The sequence below is a fragment of the Aminobacter sp. GW821-FHT11F06 genome, from assembly GCF_058808215.1.
In genome coordinates, this window is the sequence record NZ_JBXARL010000006.1 from 31,690 (window position 1) to 49,924 (window position 18,235).

The 18,235-nt window shown below is 63.2% G+C and carries 18 protein-coding genes; 13 read left to right on the forward strand and 5 right to left on the reverse strand.

From position 1 onward, the window contains the following. Positions 1 to 172: 172 nt before the first annotated feature. The 3 genes from AC1RTB_RS15535 to thiD are packed head-to-tail and all read left to right on the forward strand — an operon-like array spanning position 173 to position 2,291. Positions 173 to 946: a thiazole synthase gene (locus AC1RTB_RS15535; protein ID WP_492879916.1), complete on the forward strand. Its 774-nt coding sequence runs from the start codon at positions 173 to 175 to the stop codon at positions 944 to 946. Continuing rightward, entirely contained in the window at positions 943 to 1,548 is a 606-nt protein-coding gene (locus AC1RTB_RS15540) for a thiamine phosphate synthase (RefSeq protein ID WP_492879915.1), read from the forward strand. The genes AC1RTB_RS15535 and AC1RTB_RS15540 overlap by 4 nt, the downstream gene beginning before the upstream one ends. Continuing rightward, entirely contained in the window at positions 1,518 to 2,291 is a 774-nt protein-coding gene (gene thiD / locus AC1RTB_RS15545; protein ID WP_492879914.1) for a bifunctional hydroxymethylpyrimidine kinase/phosphomethylpyrimidine kinase, read from the forward strand. The genes AC1RTB_RS15540 and thiD overlap by 31 nt, the downstream gene beginning before the upstream one ends. A gap of 6 nt (positions 2,292 to 2,297) precedes the next feature. On the opposite strand, the gene fghA is transcribed toward thiD, so the two are convergent. Further along, a complete protein-coding gene (gene fghA / locus AC1RTB_RS15550; protein ID WP_492879913.1) occupies positions 2,298 to 3,131 on the reverse strand; it encodes an S-formylglutathione hydrolase in 834 nt (277 codons plus the stop codon). Positions 3,132 to 3,532: 401 nt separating this feature from the next. Between fghA and AC1RTB_RS15555 the strand changes: the two genes are divergently transcribed. Continuing rightward, entirely contained in the window at positions 3,533 to 4,450 is a 918-nt protein-coding gene (locus AC1RTB_RS15555) for an ABC transporter permease (RefSeq protein ID WP_492879953.1), read from the forward strand. 25 nt (positions 4,451 to 4,475) lie between these two features. Here the strand turns inward: AC1RTB_RS15555 and AC1RTB_RS15560 are convergent, their stop codons facing one another. From AC1RTB_RS15560 to AC1RTB_RS15575, 4 genes are all read right to left on the reverse strand, one after another. Then, positions 4,476 to 5,948, reverse strand: a complete 1,473-nt coding sequence (locus AC1RTB_RS15560; RefSeq protein WP_492879912.1) for a M81 family metallopeptidase — start codon at positions 5,946 to 5,948, stop codon at positions 4,476 to 4,478. Between the two features lie 53 nt (positions 5,949 to 6,001). Continuing rightward, complete coding sequence (locus AC1RTB_RS15565; protein ID WP_492879911.1) at positions 6,002 to 6,829, reverse strand: carbohydrate ABC transporter permease; 828 nt, start codon at positions 6,827 to 6,829, stop codon at positions 6,002 to 6,004. Next, complete coding sequence (locus tag AC1RTB_RS15570) at positions 6,826 to 7,695, reverse strand: carbohydrate ABC transporter permease (RefSeq protein WP_492879910.1); 870 nt, start codon at positions 7,693 to 7,695, stop codon at positions 6,826 to 6,828. Before AC1RTB_RS15570 ends, AC1RTB_RS15565 begins: the two co-directional genes overlap by 4 nt. Before the next feature lie 81 nt (positions 7,696 to 7,776). Then, positions 7,777 to 9,012 carry an ABC transporter substrate-binding protein gene (locus AC1RTB_RS15575; RefSeq protein WP_492879909.1) on the reverse strand — a complete coding sequence of 412 codons (1,236 nt, stop codon included), beginning with the start codon at positions 9,010 to 9,012 and terminating at the stop codon, positions 7,777 to 7,779. 192 nt (positions 9,013 to 9,204) lie between these two features. Between AC1RTB_RS15575 and AC1RTB_RS15580 the strand changes: the two genes are divergently transcribed. The 9 genes from AC1RTB_RS15580 (at position 9,205) to AC1RTB_RS15620 (ending at position 18,113) form a co-directional block, all read left to right on the forward strand. After that, complete coding sequence (locus AC1RTB_RS15580) at positions 9,205 to 9,972, forward strand: SDR family oxidoreductase (protein WP_492879908.1); 768 nt, start codon at positions 9,205 to 9,207, stop codon at positions 9,970 to 9,972. A gap of 4 nt (positions 9,973 to 9,976) precedes the next feature. After that, a complete protein-coding gene (locus tag AC1RTB_RS15585; RefSeq protein ID WP_492879907.1) occupies positions 9,977 to 11,047 on the forward strand; it encodes an ABC transporter ATP-binding protein in 1,071 nt (356 codons plus the stop codon). Then, positions 11,044 to 11,925, forward strand: a complete 882-nt coding sequence (locus tag AC1RTB_RS15590) for a MurR/RpiR family transcriptional regulator (protein WP_492879906.1) — start codon at positions 11,044 to 11,046, stop codon at positions 11,923 to 11,925. Before AC1RTB_RS15585 ends, AC1RTB_RS15590 begins: the two co-directional genes overlap by 4 nt. A gap of 1 nt (position 11,926) precedes the next feature. Further along, positions 11,927 to 12,400, forward strand: a complete 474-nt coding sequence (locus tag AC1RTB_RS15595; RefSeq protein ID WP_492879905.1) for a hypothetical protein — start codon at positions 11,927 to 11,929, stop codon at positions 12,398 to 12,400. 177 nt (positions 12,401 to 12,577) lie between these two features. Further along, on the forward strand, positions 12,578 to 13,414 hold the full coding sequence (locus AC1RTB_RS15600; protein WP_492879904.1) for a MurR/RpiR family transcriptional regulator: 837 nt from the start codon (positions 12,578 to 12,580) through the stop codon (positions 13,412 to 13,414). Positions 13,415 to 13,445: 31 nt separating this feature from the next. Then, positions 13,446 to 14,555, forward strand: a complete 1,110-nt coding sequence (locus tag AC1RTB_RS15605; RefSeq protein ID WP_492879952.1) for an ABC transporter substrate-binding protein — start codon at positions 13,446 to 13,448, stop codon at positions 14,553 to 14,555. A gap of 113 nt (positions 14,556 to 14,668) precedes the next feature. Next, positions 14,669 to 16,414 (forward strand): ABC transporter permease, encoded by a 1,746-nt coding sequence (locus AC1RTB_RS15610; RefSeq protein ID WP_492879903.1) that lies wholly within the window; start codon positions 14,669 to 14,671, stop codon positions 16,412 to 16,414. Next, a complete protein-coding gene (locus AC1RTB_RS15615) occupies positions 16,411 to 17,508 on the forward strand; it encodes an ABC transporter ATP-binding protein (protein ID WP_492879902.1) in 1,098 nt (365 codons plus the stop codon). The genes AC1RTB_RS15610 and AC1RTB_RS15615 overlap by 4 nt, the downstream gene beginning before the upstream one ends. Further along, positions 17,508 to 18,113, forward strand: a complete 606-nt coding sequence (locus AC1RTB_RS15620; RefSeq protein WP_492879901.1) for a histidine phosphatase family protein — start codon at positions 17,508 to 17,510, stop codon at positions 18,111 to 18,113. Before AC1RTB_RS15615 ends, AC1RTB_RS15620 begins: the two co-directional genes overlap by 1 nt. Positions 18,114 to 18,235 lie beyond the last annotated feature (122 nt).

Here is an 18,235-nt window from a genome sequence, read left to right on the forward strand (position 1 = left end):
AGGGGGAGGGGAACGCTGATCGCCAGCGCCCCAATCTGCGGTCAACGACATCTTGGTTGACGGAACGCGCGTGGCCTCTAGCAGGCCGGCCACGGCTCAAGCCCCCCTCGGAAGGGGCCAGGGGTGGCGGTACCCCAGCCTCCACCTCCCAATCGACATCGAGGAGCTGACCATGCTCAAACTCTACGACACCGAAATCTCCTCGCGCCTGCTTTTGGGCACCGCGCTCTACCCCTCGCCCGCTGTCATGGCCGAGGCGGTGAAAGCGTCGCGAACCGACATCGTCACTGTATCGCTGCGGCGCGAGACGTCTGGCGGCAAGACCGGCGGTCAGTTCTGGTCGTTGGTCCAGTCGCTCGGCGTGCGCGTCTTGCCCAACACCGCTGGCTGCCACTCGGTCAAGGAAGCGGTGACGACGGCGAAGATGGCGCGCGATGTTTTCGGCACCAACTGGATCAAGCTCGAAGTGATCGGCAACCACGACACGTTGCAGCCCGATGTGTTCGGTCTCGTTGAGGCGGCCAAAATCCTCGCGTCAGAAGGTTTCGAGGTCTTTCCCTACACGACCGACGACTTGGTCGTCGCCGAGCGTCTGCTTGATGCTGGCTGCAAGCTGTTGATGCCATGGTGTGCGCCGATCGGGTCCGCGCGTGGCCCGCAGAACCTTGATGCCCTACGCAGCCTGCGCGGCCATTTCCCCGGTGTGCCGCTGATCGTCGACGCCGGCATCGGCCGGCCATCGCATGCCGCAACGGTGATGGAACTCGGCTACGACGCCGTGCTGCTCAACACGGCGGTCGCCAAATCAGGCGATCCCGTCGCCATGGCGTCTGCTTTCGGCAAGGCCGTCGAGGCCGGGCGCGAGGCATACCTGGCAGGCCCGCTCGAACCGCGCGACATGGCCGTCCCCTCCACCCCCGTCATCGGCATGGCAGCGTTTTCATGAAGCTCGACCCGTTCTATCTCATCGTCGATTCCGCCGCCTGGATCGAGCGCCTGGTGCCGCTGGGCGTCAGGCTGGTGCAGCTGCGCGTCAAGGATATGGACGAGCCGGCGCTGCGCCGCGACATCCGCGCCGCGAAGGCCATTTGTGCGCAGCACGATTGCCAGCTCATCATCAACGACTACTGGCAGGCGGCAATCGAGGAAGGCTGTGACTTCGTCCATCTCGGACAGGAGGACCTCGCCGACGCCGACCTCAAGGCAATCCGCAAGGCCGGCTTGAAATTGGGCCTCAGCACCCATGACCACGCCGAGCTCGAAACAGCACTCGCCGCCAAACCCGACTATGTCGCGCTCGGGCCGATTTATCCGACCATCCTGAAAGCCATGAAATGGGCGCCGCAGGGACTCGACCGCATCGCCGAGTGGAAGGCACGCGTCGGCGACGTGCCGCTTGTCGCCATCGGCGGGCTCAACATCGAACGAATAGCAGGCGTCTTTGCCCAGGGCGCGGACAGCGCCGCCGTGGTCACAGACATAACCCGTAATGCCGACCCTGAAGGCCGGACCCGCCAATGGCTCGCCGCGACGGCGCAATGGCGATGACACCTCATGTGCTCATCGTCGCCGGCTCGGATTCGAGCGGCGGTGCCGGTATCGTCCGCGACGTCGAGACCGTGTCAGCATTCGGCTTGCGCAGCTGCGTTGCCATCACGGCAGTGACCGTCCAGACCCACGGTGCGGTCGAGCGTGTCGAACATATGCCACCCGAGCTGATCGCCGCCCAGATGCGCGCAGCGCTTGCCGCCAACCCCGTCGCGGCGATCAAGATCGGCATGTTGGGAACGGCTGAGGCCATCGCTGCGGTGTCGGCGGTGTTGGCGAGCAGCTTGCCCATTCCGGTCGTGCTCGATCCGGTTTTGGCGTCGACTTCGGGACGGGCGTTGCTGGCTGTGGAGGCCGTGGAAGAACTGAGGCGCAAGCTGTTGCCGCTTTGCAGTCTCGTCACGCCGAACCTGCCGGAGTTGGCGTTGCTCACAGGCGCATCGACCGCTCGTGATGAAGCCGAGGCGATCCGCCAAGGGCAGCAGTTGCTGGAAACAGGTGCGCCGGCACTGTTGATCAAGGGCGGTCATGCCACCGGAGAGCAGTCGACCGACCTGCTGCTCCGGCTGGGCCAAGCGCCTGTCCGATACGATGCGCCGCGTATCGCAGCCGAGATGCGTGGCACCGGCTGCATGCTGGCGAGTGCGATTTCCGCGCACCTCGCCCTCGGCGAGACGTTGGAGGCAAGCGTCGGCAAGGCGAAGCGCTACGTCTTCGCCAAGCTCCTGGCATCACGCCTCTGATGGCCCTCAGCCGAGCCGAGCGGCGTGCCACCTCAGATGGTCGTCCATGAAGGTCGAGATGAAGTTGTAGGAATGATCGTAACCCTCCTGCATGTGCAAGGTGAGTCCGATGCCCGATTTCTTGCAAGCTTCGTCGAGCAGCCACGGCCGCAGGCCATCGTTCAGAAATCCGTCTGCTGTGCCCTGATCGACGAGGAATTCCGGGAAACGCTTGCCGTCTTCAATCAAGAGCGTCGCATCATAAGCGCGCCATGCCTGTTCGTCGGTGCCGAGATATTTTTCCAGCGCCGGCTTTGACCAACCAGCCGTGCTGGGCTGGGCGATCGGTGCGAAGGCCGAGCAGCTCTTGAAGCGCTCGGGGTTCTTCAACGCGATGGTCAGCGCGCCATGGCCGCCCATTGAATGGCCCGTGATCGCCTGGCGCGACATGTTGGCCGGGAAGTTCGCTGCAATCAGCGCCGGCAACTCCTCGGTGATGTAGGAATACATGCGGTAATTCCTGGCGAACGGCTCCTGCGTGGCGTCGACATAAAAGCCGGCACCCGAGCCGAACTGCCAATTGTCCTTCTCGTCCGGAATGCCTTCGCCGCGCGGACTGGTGTCGGGGCAGACCACGATCAGGCCAAGTTCGGCCGCCAGACGCCGATACTCGCCCTTGTCCATGACATTGGCATGCGTGCAGGTCAGGCCCGAGAGATACCAAAGCACCGGCACCGGGCCATCCTTGGCCTGCGGCGGCACGAAGACCGCAAAGGTCATATCGCATGCACAAGTCTCGGAGGCGTGCGAATAAACGCCCTGGACGCCGCCATGCGACTTCGACGTGGAAATGGTCTTCATCAGCTCTGCCTTCTCGTAACAATGTCCCGACCGGCATAGCGTCGGGGTCTTGGACCTGCAACCTGCCCGCCGGTCAAAAAGATGCCGGCGGCGCGGTACAGCTGGAACACCCGACATGACACCATGGCCCTTGACGCGGTTCGCATGATCACGCCAACGCCGGATAGTCCTGTCTGGGGATACTGCCTTCTCGGACACATGATGCCATCGGCCGCCTCAACGCCTTCGGCATCGTGCTCGGTGGATTGTTGATGTCGCAGCTTTTCTTGGGCGGCGAAGCAGTGCAAATAAATCCTGGCCTGTGGCTGCGCTCACCCGCATCTTCCAGGGCATATTGCTGTTTTTTCCTGCCGCTGACTTTTCATTTTCGACCGGCTTCGCCGTATTCCGGAGCATGCATGATGGACTTGTTCATCGCCATTTTCACCGGCACCATCATTGCCGCGACCCCACTCATCTTTGCCGCTTTGGGCGAACTTGTCGTCGAAAAATCAGGCGTTCTCAATCTCGGCATCGAAGGCATGATGCTGATGGGCGCGGCCTTCGCCTTCTGGGCTGCAATCGGCGGGCTGCCGATGTCGGTCGCGATTGCCGCTGGCGCCCTTGGCGGAGCCGCGGCTTCGCTTTTGTTCGGTGTGCTGGCACTGACCTTCCGGACCAACCAAGTTGCCACGGGCCTGGCGCTGGCCATTTCCGGCTCCGGCGTTGCGGCATTCCTAGGTCGCGACTTCGGCTCGGCCCCCATCGACGGGCTCAAGAGGATGAACATTCCCTACCTGTCCGACCTTTCGGTGGTCGGGCCGATGTTGTTCCGCTTCGACCCGATGGTCTACTTCGCTATTGTCATGTTCTTCGTCGTCAGCTGGTTCCTGTATCGCACCAAGGGCGGGCTGGTGCTGCGCACCATCGGCGAGTCGCCCGAAACAGCCCATGCCATCGGCTACCCGGTGATCCGGATCCGCTATCTCGCCGTGCTGTTCGGCGGGCTGATGGCCGGTCTTGCCGGTGCCTATCTTTCGGTCGCCTACACCCAGACATGGGTCGAGAACATGACCGCCGGCAAGGGCTGGATCTCGCTGGCGCTGGTCGTCTTCGCCACCTGGCGGCCGCTGCGCGTGCTGCTCGGTGCCTGGCTGTTCGGCGGCATGACCATCCTGCAGCTGCAGGGCCAGGCGCTCGGCATCGCCGTTCCCTCCGAACTGCTCTCGGCCCTGCCCTATCTCGCAACGATCATTGTTCTGGTCATCTCGCAGAACCGCCAGATGCTGGCGCTGCATTTCCCGGCATCGCTGGCCAAACCGTTCCGGCCCGCGACCTGACAGGCAAATGGCGAGGCCTCGCCTCTTACGCCCAGGGATCGCTGACGCGCGGCCAGACCGGGCGCGTGAGCTTGGTGTAGTTGGTCACGCGCGGGTTGCTCGGATATGAGCTCGGCGCGTCGACATAGATGATCTCGGCTGCCACCGGCGCGAAGCCGGCATAGAAATGATTGGTCGACTTGATGAGCAGCATGTCCTTGCTCGCCAAGTCGATGCCAAGATTGGAAAAAATATCGGGCTCGAAGGTCTGCGTCCGGTTGGTGTTGAGGATGATGTCGACCTCCGTGCCCACAATGCGGACCAATGCGGTTGGCCCGAGCGTCACGCGGCTTGGCCCAAAACTCTGCCAGCCCTCGTCGGCGACCTTCAGCACCTGAATCTGGGCGTCGATTGGCTCGCCGGCCTGAGGCCCGGCCTTGCCGCCGAAGCGCAGGTCGATGACAGCCCCTTCGCCAGCCGCATGACAGAAGGTCACGGCGATCGGATCCCAGATGGTTGCGACGCCGACCTTCTCGATCCCTCGCTCCAGCATCCTGCGCAGGACAAACGTGCCGTCGCCAGCGACCCCGCCACCGGGATTGTCCCAGACGTCGGCAATGACGGCGGGCCTGGCCGGATTGGCCTTGCGCGCGGCAAGCGCCCGGTCGATGCCATCATCAGTGTTCATCATGTCCATCGCTGTCTTTTCGCGCATGGCATAAAGCTCCATGCCGAGCCGCTCGGCCAGCGCATCACCCTTCACCTTGTCGTTGTCGGTGACGACAACGATGCGCGTGCCCATCTCGGGCACATCCGCCGCCATGAAGCCGTGGATCACCGAGATCGACAATATGCCGTCCCTGCCCTGCATCGCCTTGATGCGGTCGACGAAGGAGCGCATCGGCTCGCGGCTTGTCGGCAGCACCGCGATCATGCGGCAGTCGAAGGTCGAGATGACTGGCTCGATCTCGCCTCTTGCGGCGGCAAGTCCGAGCTCGACCACATGCGCGCCGCGCTCGTAGAAATCGGTGTGCGGGAATTCGAGGAAGGCCGCGAGAACATTGCAGGCCTCGACACGTTTCGGCGTGAGATGGCTGTGCGGATCGAACTCGCAAGCGATCACGACGTCCGGCCCGACGATCTCGCGGACACGCGCCAGCAGATCGCCTTCGCAGTCGTCATAGCCCTGGGCCACCATGGCGCCATGCAGGCCCAGGATCACGGCGTCGACCGGCAGGGCGGCGCGGAGCTGGCCAAGGATCTCGTCGCGCAGCGCCTCGAAGGTCTTGCGCTGCAGCAGCCCGCCCGGCTCTGCCCAGGTGGCGGTGCCCTCGATAACAGTCAGCCCCTCGGCTGCTGCCCGCTTGCGCAGCACGACCATGGGCGACGAGCACAGCGTCGGCGTATCGGGATGCTGGCCGGGCCCGGCATAAAACGCCATCTCAAACGAAGCGCGGTCGGTCGGCACCGGCGAGAACGTATTGGTTTCGGTCGCCAGCGAGGCGGTGAAGATGCGCATGGTCAGTTCGTTTCTTTATGGTTGTGCTGCGCAGGCCTGTTGCCCTGCTCCATTCATTTGACCGCTCCGAGCGCAAGCCCACGGACGAGATAGCGCTGGAGCCAGACGAACAGGATGGCGACCGGTACGGTGGCGAGCAGCGTCGCTGCCATGACATAGTGCCACTCGACGGTGTAGCGGCCGGCAACCAGCGAAAACACCTGGATCGGCAACGTGTAGCTTTCCTGGCTGCGCAGCATGGTCAGCGCGACAACGAATTCGTTCCACGCATTGATGAAGGTGAAGATCGCCGTCACCGCGATCGCCGGCACGCACAGCGGCAGAAACACCTTGCGTAGCGTGAGCCAGCGGCTGCCGCCCTCCATCCATGAGGCCTCTTCAAGGTCGCGCGGAATGGTGTCGAAATAGCTTTGCAGCATCCACACGGTGAAGGCGATGTTGAAAGCCATGTAGACGCCGCCGACGGCGTTGAGGCTTTCGACCAGGCCAAATGAAGCAAGGAGGCGAAACAGGCCGAGCACCAGCACGATCGGCGAGATCATCTGCGAGATAAGGAGGAACTGACGGAACGCGCCATGGCCGGCGAAGCGGAAGCGCGACATGGCATAGGCCGCCGGGATCGAGACGATGAGGGCGCCGATGGTCGCGATTAGCGACACATGCAGCGAATTGAACAATGCCCGGCCGAAGCCCGCTGCCGCCCACATCTCCGAAAAATTGCTCCAGCGGAATTCGCTCGGCCACCAGTTCGGCGTCAGCACTTCCTGTGCCGGCTTGACAGCGGTCAAAAACATCACCGCGAAGGGAAACAGCGTGACCACGACCAGCGGCAGGAGCAGCCCCCAGGCGATGATGGTGCGCTTGATCTTGGCTGATATCATGCCCGTTCTCCCCGCATGGCGAGCCTGATGTAGATGGCGGTGAAGACAAGCAGGATCGCCAGCATGACCAACGACACCGCCGAGGCCTCGCCCAGTTTGCCGATGCGGAAGGCGAGCTTGTAGAGATAGGTGACCAGGATGTCGGTCGAGTTCGCCGGCCCGCCCTGCGTCATCACCCAGATGATCGGGAACGAGTTGAAGACGTAGATCGTGTTGAGCACGATGGCGATGTTGACGAAGGGCTTGAGCAACGGGAATGTGATGCGCCTGAACTGCTGTATGGGTCCAGCACCTTCAAGTGCCGCCGCCTCGTAGAGATCGTCGGGGATCGACGACAGCCCGCCCAAAAAGATGGTGGTGGTGAACGGTACCGTGACCAGGATGCCGATCATGATCTGCATCGGAAAGGCGGTCGCGGCACTCGCCAGCCACTGGATGTTCTGGTCGATCAGGCCGAACCCGCGCAGAGCCGAGTTGAGCATGCCGCTTTCGCCGTTCAGCGCCCAGCGCCAGACGATTGCCGTCATGGTCAGCGACACCGCCCAGGGCAGCATGACGATGACGCGCGCCACCGAGCGGCCGTAAAAATCCGTGTTCAGGATGATCGCCACCGGGATCGACACCAACAGCGCCCCGCCGACGACGGCAGCGGTCCACACGCCGGTGCGGAGCACCGCGCGCAGGAAATCCGGATCGGCCAGCAAGGCCCAAAAGTTCTCCGCCCCGCTGAAATCGCGCAGCTGGCCGAAGCGGCTGACGTCATGCGTCGCGATCTGGATCAGGTCGAGGACCGGCCAGAAGATCACCACCGCTGCCAGGATCAGGCTTGGCAGCGTCAGCAGATATGACAGTGCGCGGTTGTGCATGGGAGCCTTGGCGAAGTGCGCAAGATGGGAACCGGCGGCGCATCCTGAGCCTGGACGCGCCGCCGTTCGAAGCAGGCGAAGTTACTTCTTCAGGATGCCGTTGGCCTTGGCCGCTGCTTCCTTGAGGATGGCTTCGGGATCGCCTTCACCGAGATAGACCTTCTGGATCGCATCCGAGGTGATCTGCGCGACCTCTTCCCAGCCTGGAATGACCGGCGCAAAACGCGCGTCGGGCAACAGGGCGGTGAACGCAGCCAGGTCGGCATTGTTGACGTAATAGTCCATCTTGGCCTCTTCCTTGTTCACCGGAAGGAAGCCTTCGCCTTGCGTGAACTTGGCGCGCCAGTCGGTCTGGAACAGGAAGTCGAGCAGCTTCCATGCCTCGTCCTTGTTCTTCGAATTGGAGAACATGACGATCGAGTCGGTGACACCGTAAGTGCCGCGCGCGCCGGTCGGGCCGGCTGGAATGGCGGCGACGCCGTATTTCAGGTTCGGCGCTTCTTCCTTGATCTGGTTGGACAGGAAGGGAGCCGTGATCATCATGCCGACCTTGCCCTGCTTGAACAGGTTCTGGACGTCTTCACGCGCGTAGGAGGTGACGCCCGGCTGGGTCAGCCCCTCGTCGATCATCGACTTGTAGAGCTTGGCCGCTTCGATGGCGCCGGGGCTGTCGAGGCCCGACGTGCCGTCCTTGTTGAGGATTTCAGAACCTTGCGACCACATGCCGTAATAATAGTAGACGTCGGTCTCGATCTCCTTGCCCTGCAGACCAAAACCGTAGTTCTCGCCGCCCAGCGCCTTGATCTTGGCGGCGGCATCCTTGAGCTCGGCCCAGGTCGCCGGCGGGTTGGCGACGCCTGCCTTTGCGAGCAGATCCTTGTTGTAATACATGGCGCGCGCGGAAGCCGCGATCGGCAGGCCATAGGTCTTGCCGTTCATGACCGATGGCGACAGGAAGGTATCGATGAAGCGGCCCTTGAAATCGTCGGTGATGTAGCCGTCGAGCGGCTCGGCGATGCCCTGCTGGACAAAATCGATCATCCAGCGCGTGCCGATGATCGACAGATCGGCATTGGTGCCGGCGGTGATGTCGGTGGTCAGCTTCTGCAGCAGCACGTCCCACGGAACGATCTCGAACTTGACCTCGATGCCCGGATTGGCCGCCTCGAATGCCTTTTTCACCTCCTGGAAATAGGGGCCGGTCTTTGAGCTGTACTCGGCAACCGTCACCCGCACTTCGCCGGCATCCGCGTGCGCTGCCATCGCCAGCACGCTCAGTCCGGCCAGAAGGCCTGTCTTCCACTTTGCAATCGCCATGTCGGTGTTCCCTTGCTCCCACGGGTCAACGCCCGTTCCTCGGCGCTTTCGCACGCCATTTGATTAAGTGACTTTCTTACACTATCCGGCAATTGCGCTATTTCAAGCCAAATTTTTCTGTTGCTAAATTACATTTTCAACCATAGTCCTGAAGGTGGAAAGCGGCTGAGATCGCTTGGGAGCCTGCCGGCAATGCAAGACAGCGAATTCAACGGGAAATCCGTATTGATCACCGGTGCCGGCGGCGGCCTCGGGCGTGCGCTGGTCGCAATTTTTGCCGCACGCGGTGCCCGCGTCATCGGCTGCGACCAGACAATCGCGGCCATGTCAGGGCTCGATCTCGCCGCGCGTCGCGCCTTCGACCTGCTGGACAGGACGAGTATCGAACCTGCGGTGCAAGCGCTTGTCGAAGCTGACGGCGTGCCCGACATTGTCGTCAACAATGCCGGCTGGACACGCGCCGAGACCATGCCAGCGCTGACCCAGGCGTGCATCGAAACCGAGATCGACCTCAATCTGACCGGCGTCGCCGCCTTCACCAACGCCCTGCTCAAGCACATGGTCGTGCGCGGTTCCGGCGCATTCGTCTTCATCTCCTCGATCAACGCGCTGTCGCATCTGGGCAATCCGGCCTATGCCGCTGCCAAGGCGGGCATCAACGCCCTCGCCCGCGCCATCGCCGTCGAGCATGGCCGCCAGGGCATCCGCGCGAACGTCGTTTGCCCCGGCTCGATCCGTACGCCTGCCTGGGATCACCGCCTCGCCAAGGATTCGGCCATCCTCGGCAAGCTGCAGCGGCTCTACCCGCTCGGCCGCATCGTCGACACGCGCGAGGTATCCGAGGCAGTGGCCTTCCTCGCTTCCGACCGGGCGTCGGGCATCACCGGTGCCGTGCTGCCGGTCGACGCCGGGCTGACCGCAGGCTGCCTGCCTTTCATCGACGACATTCTGGGAGCGTGAAGACATGACCGGCGTTGCCTTCCGCAACCTCTCCAAGTCCTTCGGCCAGCACAAGGTGCTCGAAGACATCAATCTCGACATCGAAAGCGGCGAGTTCGTCGTGCTTGTCGGCCCCTCCGGCTGCGGCAAGTCCACGCTCTTGCGCATGCTGGCCGGGCTCGAACCAATCAGCAATGGCGACCTTTTGATCGGCGGCACACGCGCCAACGACCTGCCGCCGCAGAAGCGCAACATCGCCATGGTGTTCCAGTCCTATGCGCTGTTTCCGCATCTCACCGCATCCGAGAATATCGGCTTTGGCCCGAGGATTCGCGGCGAGTCGTCAGCCGCTGTTGAAGAGAAGGTCAAAAACGCCGCCGCGATCCTCAACCTTCACGACTATCTCGACCGCTATCCGCGCCAGCTTTCCGGCGGCCAGCGCCAGCGTGTCGCCATGGGCCGCGCCATCGTGCGCGAGCCCAAGGTGTTCCTGTTCGACGAACCGCTCAGCAATCTCGACGCGCAATTGCGCGTACAGATGCGCACCGAGATCAAGGCGCTGCATCAGCGCTTGAAATCGACGGTGGTTTACGTGACACACGACCAAATCGAGGCCATGACCATGGCCGATCGCATCGTTGTCATGAACCAGGGAAAGATCTTGCAGGTGGGCGCTCCGCTCGAACTCTATGACAGGCCGGCGACCAAGTTCGTCGCGAGCTTCATCGGCTCGCCGTCGATGAGCTTTGTCTCGGGCAGCCTTGGCAGCTCGGCATCGGGCGCGCATTTCGAGACGGCTACAGGCGAGAAACTGTCGTTGAACGGCGGCAGGTCTTCGTCTTTCACAGGACCTGTCGAGGCCGGCATCCGCCCGGAGCATTTCATCATCAACGGCGGCGCCAACGGCTTGCAGCTCAAGGTCGACGTCATCGAGCCGACCGGCTCTGAAACGCATATCTACGGCTCGATCGGCGGCGAACAGGTGCGCGCGGTGTTCCGCGACCGCGTATCGGTGCGGCCGGGCGATACGCTGCCGGTCACCGCCGAGCCAAAAAACATCCACCTTTTCGACAAGGCGACCGGCCTGCCCGTATGAGCAACATCGCCGACATTATCACCCGGCTTCAGGTCGCAGCGCAGGACGGGTCCAAGTCCGACCGACGCCTGGCGAGCCTGGTGCTGTCGGATCTCGACTTCGCATCCAAGGCCGCCATCTCGGAGATCGCCGCCCGCGCAGGCGTCAGCGAACCGACGGTGACGCGCTTCTGCCGCAACCTCGGCTGCGACGGCGTGCGCGACTTCAAGTTCTTCCTGGCACAGGCCATCGCCATCGGCGGCCAGTATCTCAAGCCCGAGCCGCTCAACCGCGACATCCGCGAGCAGCGCGTCGCCTTGGCCGTCACCGAAGCGGCCATCGCCGCGATCCAGCGCGCCTCCGACAATCTCGACATGGCAACGCTGATTGCTGTCGCCGAGCGGCTGTCGGCGTCACAGAACATTCTTTGCCTCGGTTCCGGGGGCATCTCCTCGATGATGGCGACCGAGATGCAAAACCGCCTGTTCCGTCTCGGCCTGTCAGTCGTTGCCCAGGTCGACGGCCAGCTGCAGCGCATGTATGCGGCGGTCGCAACGCCCGAGACCACTGTCGTTGCCTTTTCCGTTTCGGGCCATGCACGCTCGGTTGTCGATGCCGTCCAGGTCGCCCGGCAATATGGCGCCCGCACGGTGGCGATCACCGCCTCCGGTTCGGCACTCGCCAAGGTCGCCGACACTGTGATCCCGTTCCAGTTGATCGAAGACGGCAACATCTACAAGCCGACGTCGTCGCGCTTCGCCCTGCTTGCCATCCTCGACATGATCGCAACAGCCACCGCCGAGACCCGCGAAACCAAGGTTCTCGAAGGTCTGCGTCGCATCAAGCAAAGCCTCAACACGCTGAAGGTCGACGACCCCAGGCTGCCTCTAGGTGACTGACATGACAATTGCTGAAAATCCGTTCCTCAATGATGCCGACCGCGCCGCCATCTGGGAGATGCTGGTGCGCCGCGACATCGAAGCCTTCGTGACCCAGGATTGGACCATGGTTTCAGGCGATTTCGATGAACATCGCTTCCTCGGCATCCACGCGCACAACTCGGCCAATGCCGACGACTGGGATGCGGCTTTCCCCACCCTTTCCATCTATCGCGACGAATGGCTGCGCCAGGCTGCCGAGTCGGCTGCGACCGCCTATGCCGAGCCGTTGTCCCAAGGCATCCACCGCGCGACACGGCTGACTGAGATCGACATCACGGGCGATGTCGCTGTGGCGCACAAGAAATTCGACGGCACCATCAAGCGCGCCGACGGCAGCGACGACATACTCAACTGGCAGACACTCTATTTCTGCCGCAAGGCCGGCGAGCGCTGGAAGATCACCGGCTTCGTCGGCTACATGAAATACAAGTGAGATTTTCGGGTGCGATTGCACGCGTGCCCTGACTGAAACCAAGGCGCCCCTCGCGGGCGCCTTTTTCATTCTGCCCCACACCGTCTGCAAGATAGAAAACCTGATCTTGCACACGTTTGCACTTGACTGCAAGATATCTTGCATCTTATGAGTCAAATGCAACATGAGTGCAAGATCATGACATTGCTGGATCGCATCAAGAGCCATTCGACCCGCCTCACCGAGGCCGATCAGCGACTCGTCTCAGCACTTCTTGAAAACGCCGCCGAAGCCGCGTTTCTCTCAAGCGCACGACTCGCCGAACGCGCCAGCGTCCATGAAGCCGCGACAACCCGGCTAGCCCAAAAACTCGGTTTCAAGGGTTATCCCGAACTGCGCTCGCAGCTGCAGCGCGAACTTGTCGAAAGCCAGGACGCCGCCGAACGCATGCGCCGCTCCGTCGCCAAGGTCGAGCATGGTGACTTCCTGCTCGACCTGATCGGCAGCGAGATCGCAGCGCTTGAGCACCTCCGCCTCGCCGTTTCACAGGAGAGCATCAATCGCGCCGCCGACATGATCGTCGGCGCTGAGCGTATCTTCCTGTTCGGCCAAGGCCACGCCCAGTCGATCACCCAGTTCCTGCGCCGGCGCCTCGACCGCTTCGGCATGACAACCATCGTGCTTGAAGGCCGTGGCCGCGACATCGCCGAGCGCGTGGTTGGCATGCAAAAGGGCGATCTGGTGTTGGCGCTCGCCTTCCGCAAGCAGCCCACTAGCTACGCTCCGCTGATCGAGCATTGCCACGCTCAAGGCGCCAAGGCCGTCCTGGTCACCGACCTTGCAGGCACGATGATGCAACCCGAGGCCGATCTGGTGCTGGCAGCACCGCGTGGCCGCTCGGGCAGCGAGTTCCAGACCCCGACTGTGCCGTTCGCCATCGTCAACGCGATCCTGCTGACCATTGCCGGCCGGCACCAGAGCCGCGTCATGGGAGCGCTCGAGCGCCTGTCGGGCCTGTTCGACGAATTCGATTGAGAAACCTGGGAGGGAAAACATGCTCAAGTCGATGAAACTGACACTTTTCGCCGCCGTCGCCCTGCTGCCTCTGGCAGCCAGTGCCGCCGAACTCGACGCGATGAGCACGGCTGAATTGCTGCCGCTCGCGCAAAAGGAAGGCAAGGTCACGGTCTTTTCGCTCTCAAGCCGCATTGCCAAGGTCGAAAAGGCCTTTGAGGATGCCTATCCCGGCATCGACCTGGTCGGCATCGACATGAGCTCGGTCAAGCAGATCGCGCGTGTCGTCGCCGAGCAGACAGCCGGCGTCAACGCTGTCGACGTGCTCTACATCGCCGACACACCGGTGGTCTATGAGGACCTGGTCAAGACCAACCGCGTCGTTCCTTACGTGCCGCCACGCGTCGCCGGCGAGCTCGCCGACGAATACAAGACCCCGCTGTTGACCCAGCGCCTGTCGACCAAGGTGCTGATGTACAACGAAGCCGCCAATCCCAATGGCGCCCCGATCAAGAACCTCTGGCAGCTGACCACGCCCGAATGGAAAGGTCGCGTCCTGATGGTCGACCCGATGCAGCGCGGCGAACTGCTCGACCTGCTGGTCGAATTCTCGCTCAGGCCCGACGAGATGGCCAAGGCCTACGAGGCGCAGTTCGGCAAGCCGATATCAGTCGACAGCGATCTGCAAGGCGCGGGCGAGCAGTTCATCCACGACCTGTTCGCCAATGATCTGGTGCTGGTGCCCAATTCCGACGTCATCAACAAGGCCATTGGCGACAAGTCCTCGGCTAACCCGCCCGTCGGTTTCGCCACCTATTCCGATCGCCGCGACAATGAAAAGGAAGGCTGGGCGCTGCAGGTTGCCAACGACGTCGAGCCGACAAACGGCATCCTGTTCCCTGCCGTACTGGCGCTTGTCGACAAGGCACCAAGCCCGGCCGCAGCACGCCTGCTGATCGACTTCATGATGGGCGACAATTCGGCCACCGGCGGCCCGGCCTTCGAGCCGTTCAACGTCGCCGGGGACTACGCCGTGCGCCCCACCGTCAAGGACAATGCGGATTCGGTGCCGCTGAAGGACCTCAAGGCCTGGCGCATCGATCCGGTCAAGACGGCGGCCGCGCGCAAACGCATCGCCGACCTGGTTCTCACGCTGCAATAACTGCGGACGGAGCGGCGCCTCGAGGGGAGGCGCCGCTCCGCACCGTCGGCCTGCCGCATCGCCTAGCGGAAGCGACAGACCGCCCACTCTCTTATCCCGTGAGAAAGATCGTCATGTCCGCCGTCGCAACATCCGTGTTGTCGAGGAGAGGCTTTTTGCGCTCCGAAACGCTCGTGCCCATTGTCTTGATCCTGATCGTTTCCGTCCTTGTCATCGCGCCGCTGGTCAAGATCGTCCTGTCCACGCTAACCGTCGAAGGCCGCGACGCCTGGCAGGCCGTGCTGGCCTCGAAGATGTCCGAAAACCTGTGGTGGCGCCCGCTGTGGAACACCGTGCTTCTCGGTGTCGGCGTCGCTGCCGGCTGCGTCTTGATGGGCGGCTTCCTCGCCTGGCTGGTGATGCTCACCGACGTGCCCGCGCCCAGGACCCTCGGCCTGCTCGCCACCATGCCCTTCATGATCCCGAGCTTTGCCGCAGCACTTGCCTGGGGCGCGCTGTTCCGCAACAGCAGGCTTGGCGGCTCGGTCGGCTTTTTCGAAGCCAATGGCTACATCGTGCCGGACTGGCTCGCCTGGGGCCTGGTGCCAACGCTGGTCGTGCTCATCGCACACTACTACTCGCTCGCCTTCACCATCATATCAGCTGCCTTGAGCTCCATCGGCGCCGATCTCGTCGAAGCAGCCCAGGTGGCGGGTGCGAAACGCGCGCGCATCTTCTTTGGCATCATCTTGCCGGTCGTAACGCCCGCGCTGGTCGCCGCGGCTTCATTGACATTCGCCGGTGCGGTTTCCAATTTCGCCGCCCCTGCCCTGCTCGGCCTGCCGGTCCGCATGCAGACATTGTCGACCCGCCTGTTCGGCATGATCGAGACCGGCCAGACCGAGCGTGGCTTCGTCATAGCCCTGCTGCTGATCATCGTCTCCGCCTCATTCCTGTGGCTCGGCGAACGCCTCGTCGCCGGCCGCAAGAACTTCGTCACCGTCACCGGCAAGGGTGGCCGCACCAAGCGCTTTCCGCTCGGCAGATGGCGCTGGCCGCTGTTTGGCGTAGCCGTCGTGCTTTGCCTGCTCACCACCTTCCTGCCGGCGCTGATCCTCACGGCTTCCAGCTTCGCGCTGCAGAACGGCTCGCTTTTCTCCAACTGGACGACGCATTTCTGGATCGGCGAAGGCGGCACCGACATGGCCCAGGGCCAGGCAGGCATCTTCCGCAACCCCGTGCTGATCGAGGCTTTGTGGACGACGCTCAAGCTCGCGGTCACTGTGGCGCTGACCACCATGGCGCTCGGCCTGGCTCTTGCCCACACCATCGCCCGCAACAAGGGCACGGTCCTGGCAACCCTGCTCGGACAGGTGTCGTTCACCCCGATCCTCATCCCGAGCATCGCCTTCGCCGCCGCCTATATCGCGCTGTTCGGCGCGCCGATCGGGCCGCTACCGTCACTCTATGGCACCTTCCTGCTCCTGGTGCTCGCGGCTACCGCACACTTGTTGCCTTACGCCGTGCAGTCGGGCCGCTCGGTGCTCGGCCAGATCTCGGCCGACATCGAAGAAAGCGCGCGCCTCACCGGCGCCGGCTTCTTCCGCCGCATGGGCGCGATCATCATGCCGCTCGCCATTCGCGGCCTGCTCGCCGGCGCGCTGCTGGTCTTCGTCAAGATCGTGCGCGACCTGTCGCTGGTGGTGCTGCTCTTCACCTCGACCTCGCCGGTCCTCAGCATGCTCGCCTACCGCTATGCCGCCGAAGGCTTCATGCAATTCGCCAACGCCATCACCATGGTGATCCTTGTCCTTTGCGTCGTCGCCACGCTTTTGGCGCACCGCCTGCAGAACCGCGTCCAGAAGTGGAAATCCGCATGAGCAAGACAAATTCCACATCCGCCCCGGCAATCGCGATCCGCAACATCACCAAACGCTTCGGCAGCTTCACCGCCGTCGACAATGTCGACATCTCGGTACCTCAGGGCGCGTTCCTGGTGCTGGTAGGTCCGTCGGGCTGCGGCAAGTCCACGCTTCTCCGCATGCTGGCGGGACTTGAGACGCCGAGCGACGGCGAAATGGCCTTCATGGGTCGCACCGTCTCGGACGGCGCCCGCGGCCTGGTGGCCGATGCGGGCGCCCGCGACGCGGGGCTCGTCTTCCAAAGCTATGCGCTGTGGCCGCACATGACGGTTGCCGGCAACATCGAGTGGCCGCTCAAGGTCGCAAAATGGAGCAAGGCAGACCGCACCGCCCGCGTCGACGAAGTGCTGGGGCTGCTCGGCATCTCCGCGCTCAAGGAGCGCTATCCCGCCGAGATATCTGGCGGCCAGCAGCAGCGCGTGGCGATCGCCCGTACCATCGGCCCCAAGCCGAGTATCCTGTTGTTCGACGAGCCGCTCTCCAATCTCGACGCCAAGCTGCGTATCGAAATGCGCAGCGAACTGATGCGTATCCACCGCGCCACCGGCGCAACCTCCGTCTACGTCACGCACGACCAGGTCGAGGCGATGACCATGGCAAGCCACGTCGCTGTGCTCAACAACGGCAAGGTCGAGCAGTTCGGCGCACCGCTGGAGCTTCTGGAAAACCCGCGCACCACCTTCGTTGCCACCTTCCTCGGCACGCCGCCGGCCAACCTGATCGAGGTCAAGAAGAACGCAGACGGCCTCATTTATGAAGGGCTACGCCTGGCCGACGCCAGTCGGGCCCAAGCGCGGGACGATGTCCAGCTTCTCTACCGCGCTCACGATCTGATGGTTGGCGAGGTGCCGGGCCGCCCCGCAATCACGGCACGTTTCGAGGAGGCGGCCCCCATCGCCGGGCGCACCATGGTGACGGCCTTTTCGGGCGGGCGGCGGCTTACCGCCATGGCCGATGGATATTTCCGGGCCGCGATCGGCGATCAGATACGCCTCAGCTTCCTGGGCGAGCCGAGCGCGGTTTTTGCAATGACTGGTGAAAGGATTAGCTGATGAGATTGGTAATGGTGCGCCATGGCGAGACCACCTGGAATGCCGAACACAGGCTCCAGGGCCACGACAATGCGCCGCTGTCGCCGCGTGGCATCAGGCAGATCGAGCGTTTCGCCACCTTCGCCAGGGCCATGGCGCCTGATCAGGTTGTCGTCTCCGACCTTGGCCGCACGCGCCAGACGGCACAGCTGCTCGGCTATGGCGACGCCCCGCTCGACCCGCGCCTGCGCGAGATCGACATGGGCAACTGGACCGGTCGCATCAAGCACGAGCTCGAGGCGGAACGGCCGCACGAATATCTGGCCTGGCGCGCCGGCACCTTCACGCCCGACAGGGGCGAGCCATGGGCGGATTTCTGCGCCCGGATCGTCGAAGGATTGAGGGACTGCCTGAGGACGTGCAATGGCGACACGCTGGCCATCGTCCATGGCGGCGTCATCCGCGCGGCCTGCCACGCCTTTTTGGGTCTGCCGCCTTCACGCGTGGTGCCGGTGACACCGGGTACGGCAACGATCCTGAGTTTTGATGCAGCGGAAGCGCCGACGGCGCGGCTCGAAGCCTACAATATCGCGGCTGTTACACCCGATTTTGACGCGCCGGACTGAGGAAGAAAATCGCCAAAAGAAATAATGCGGCTGCCCAGCCCCCCAAGCAGGCCGCAATTTTTCCCCTCCAAGGGAAGGCAACAATAGCTAAGTGAATTAAAACAAATGCATGCAGTATGACC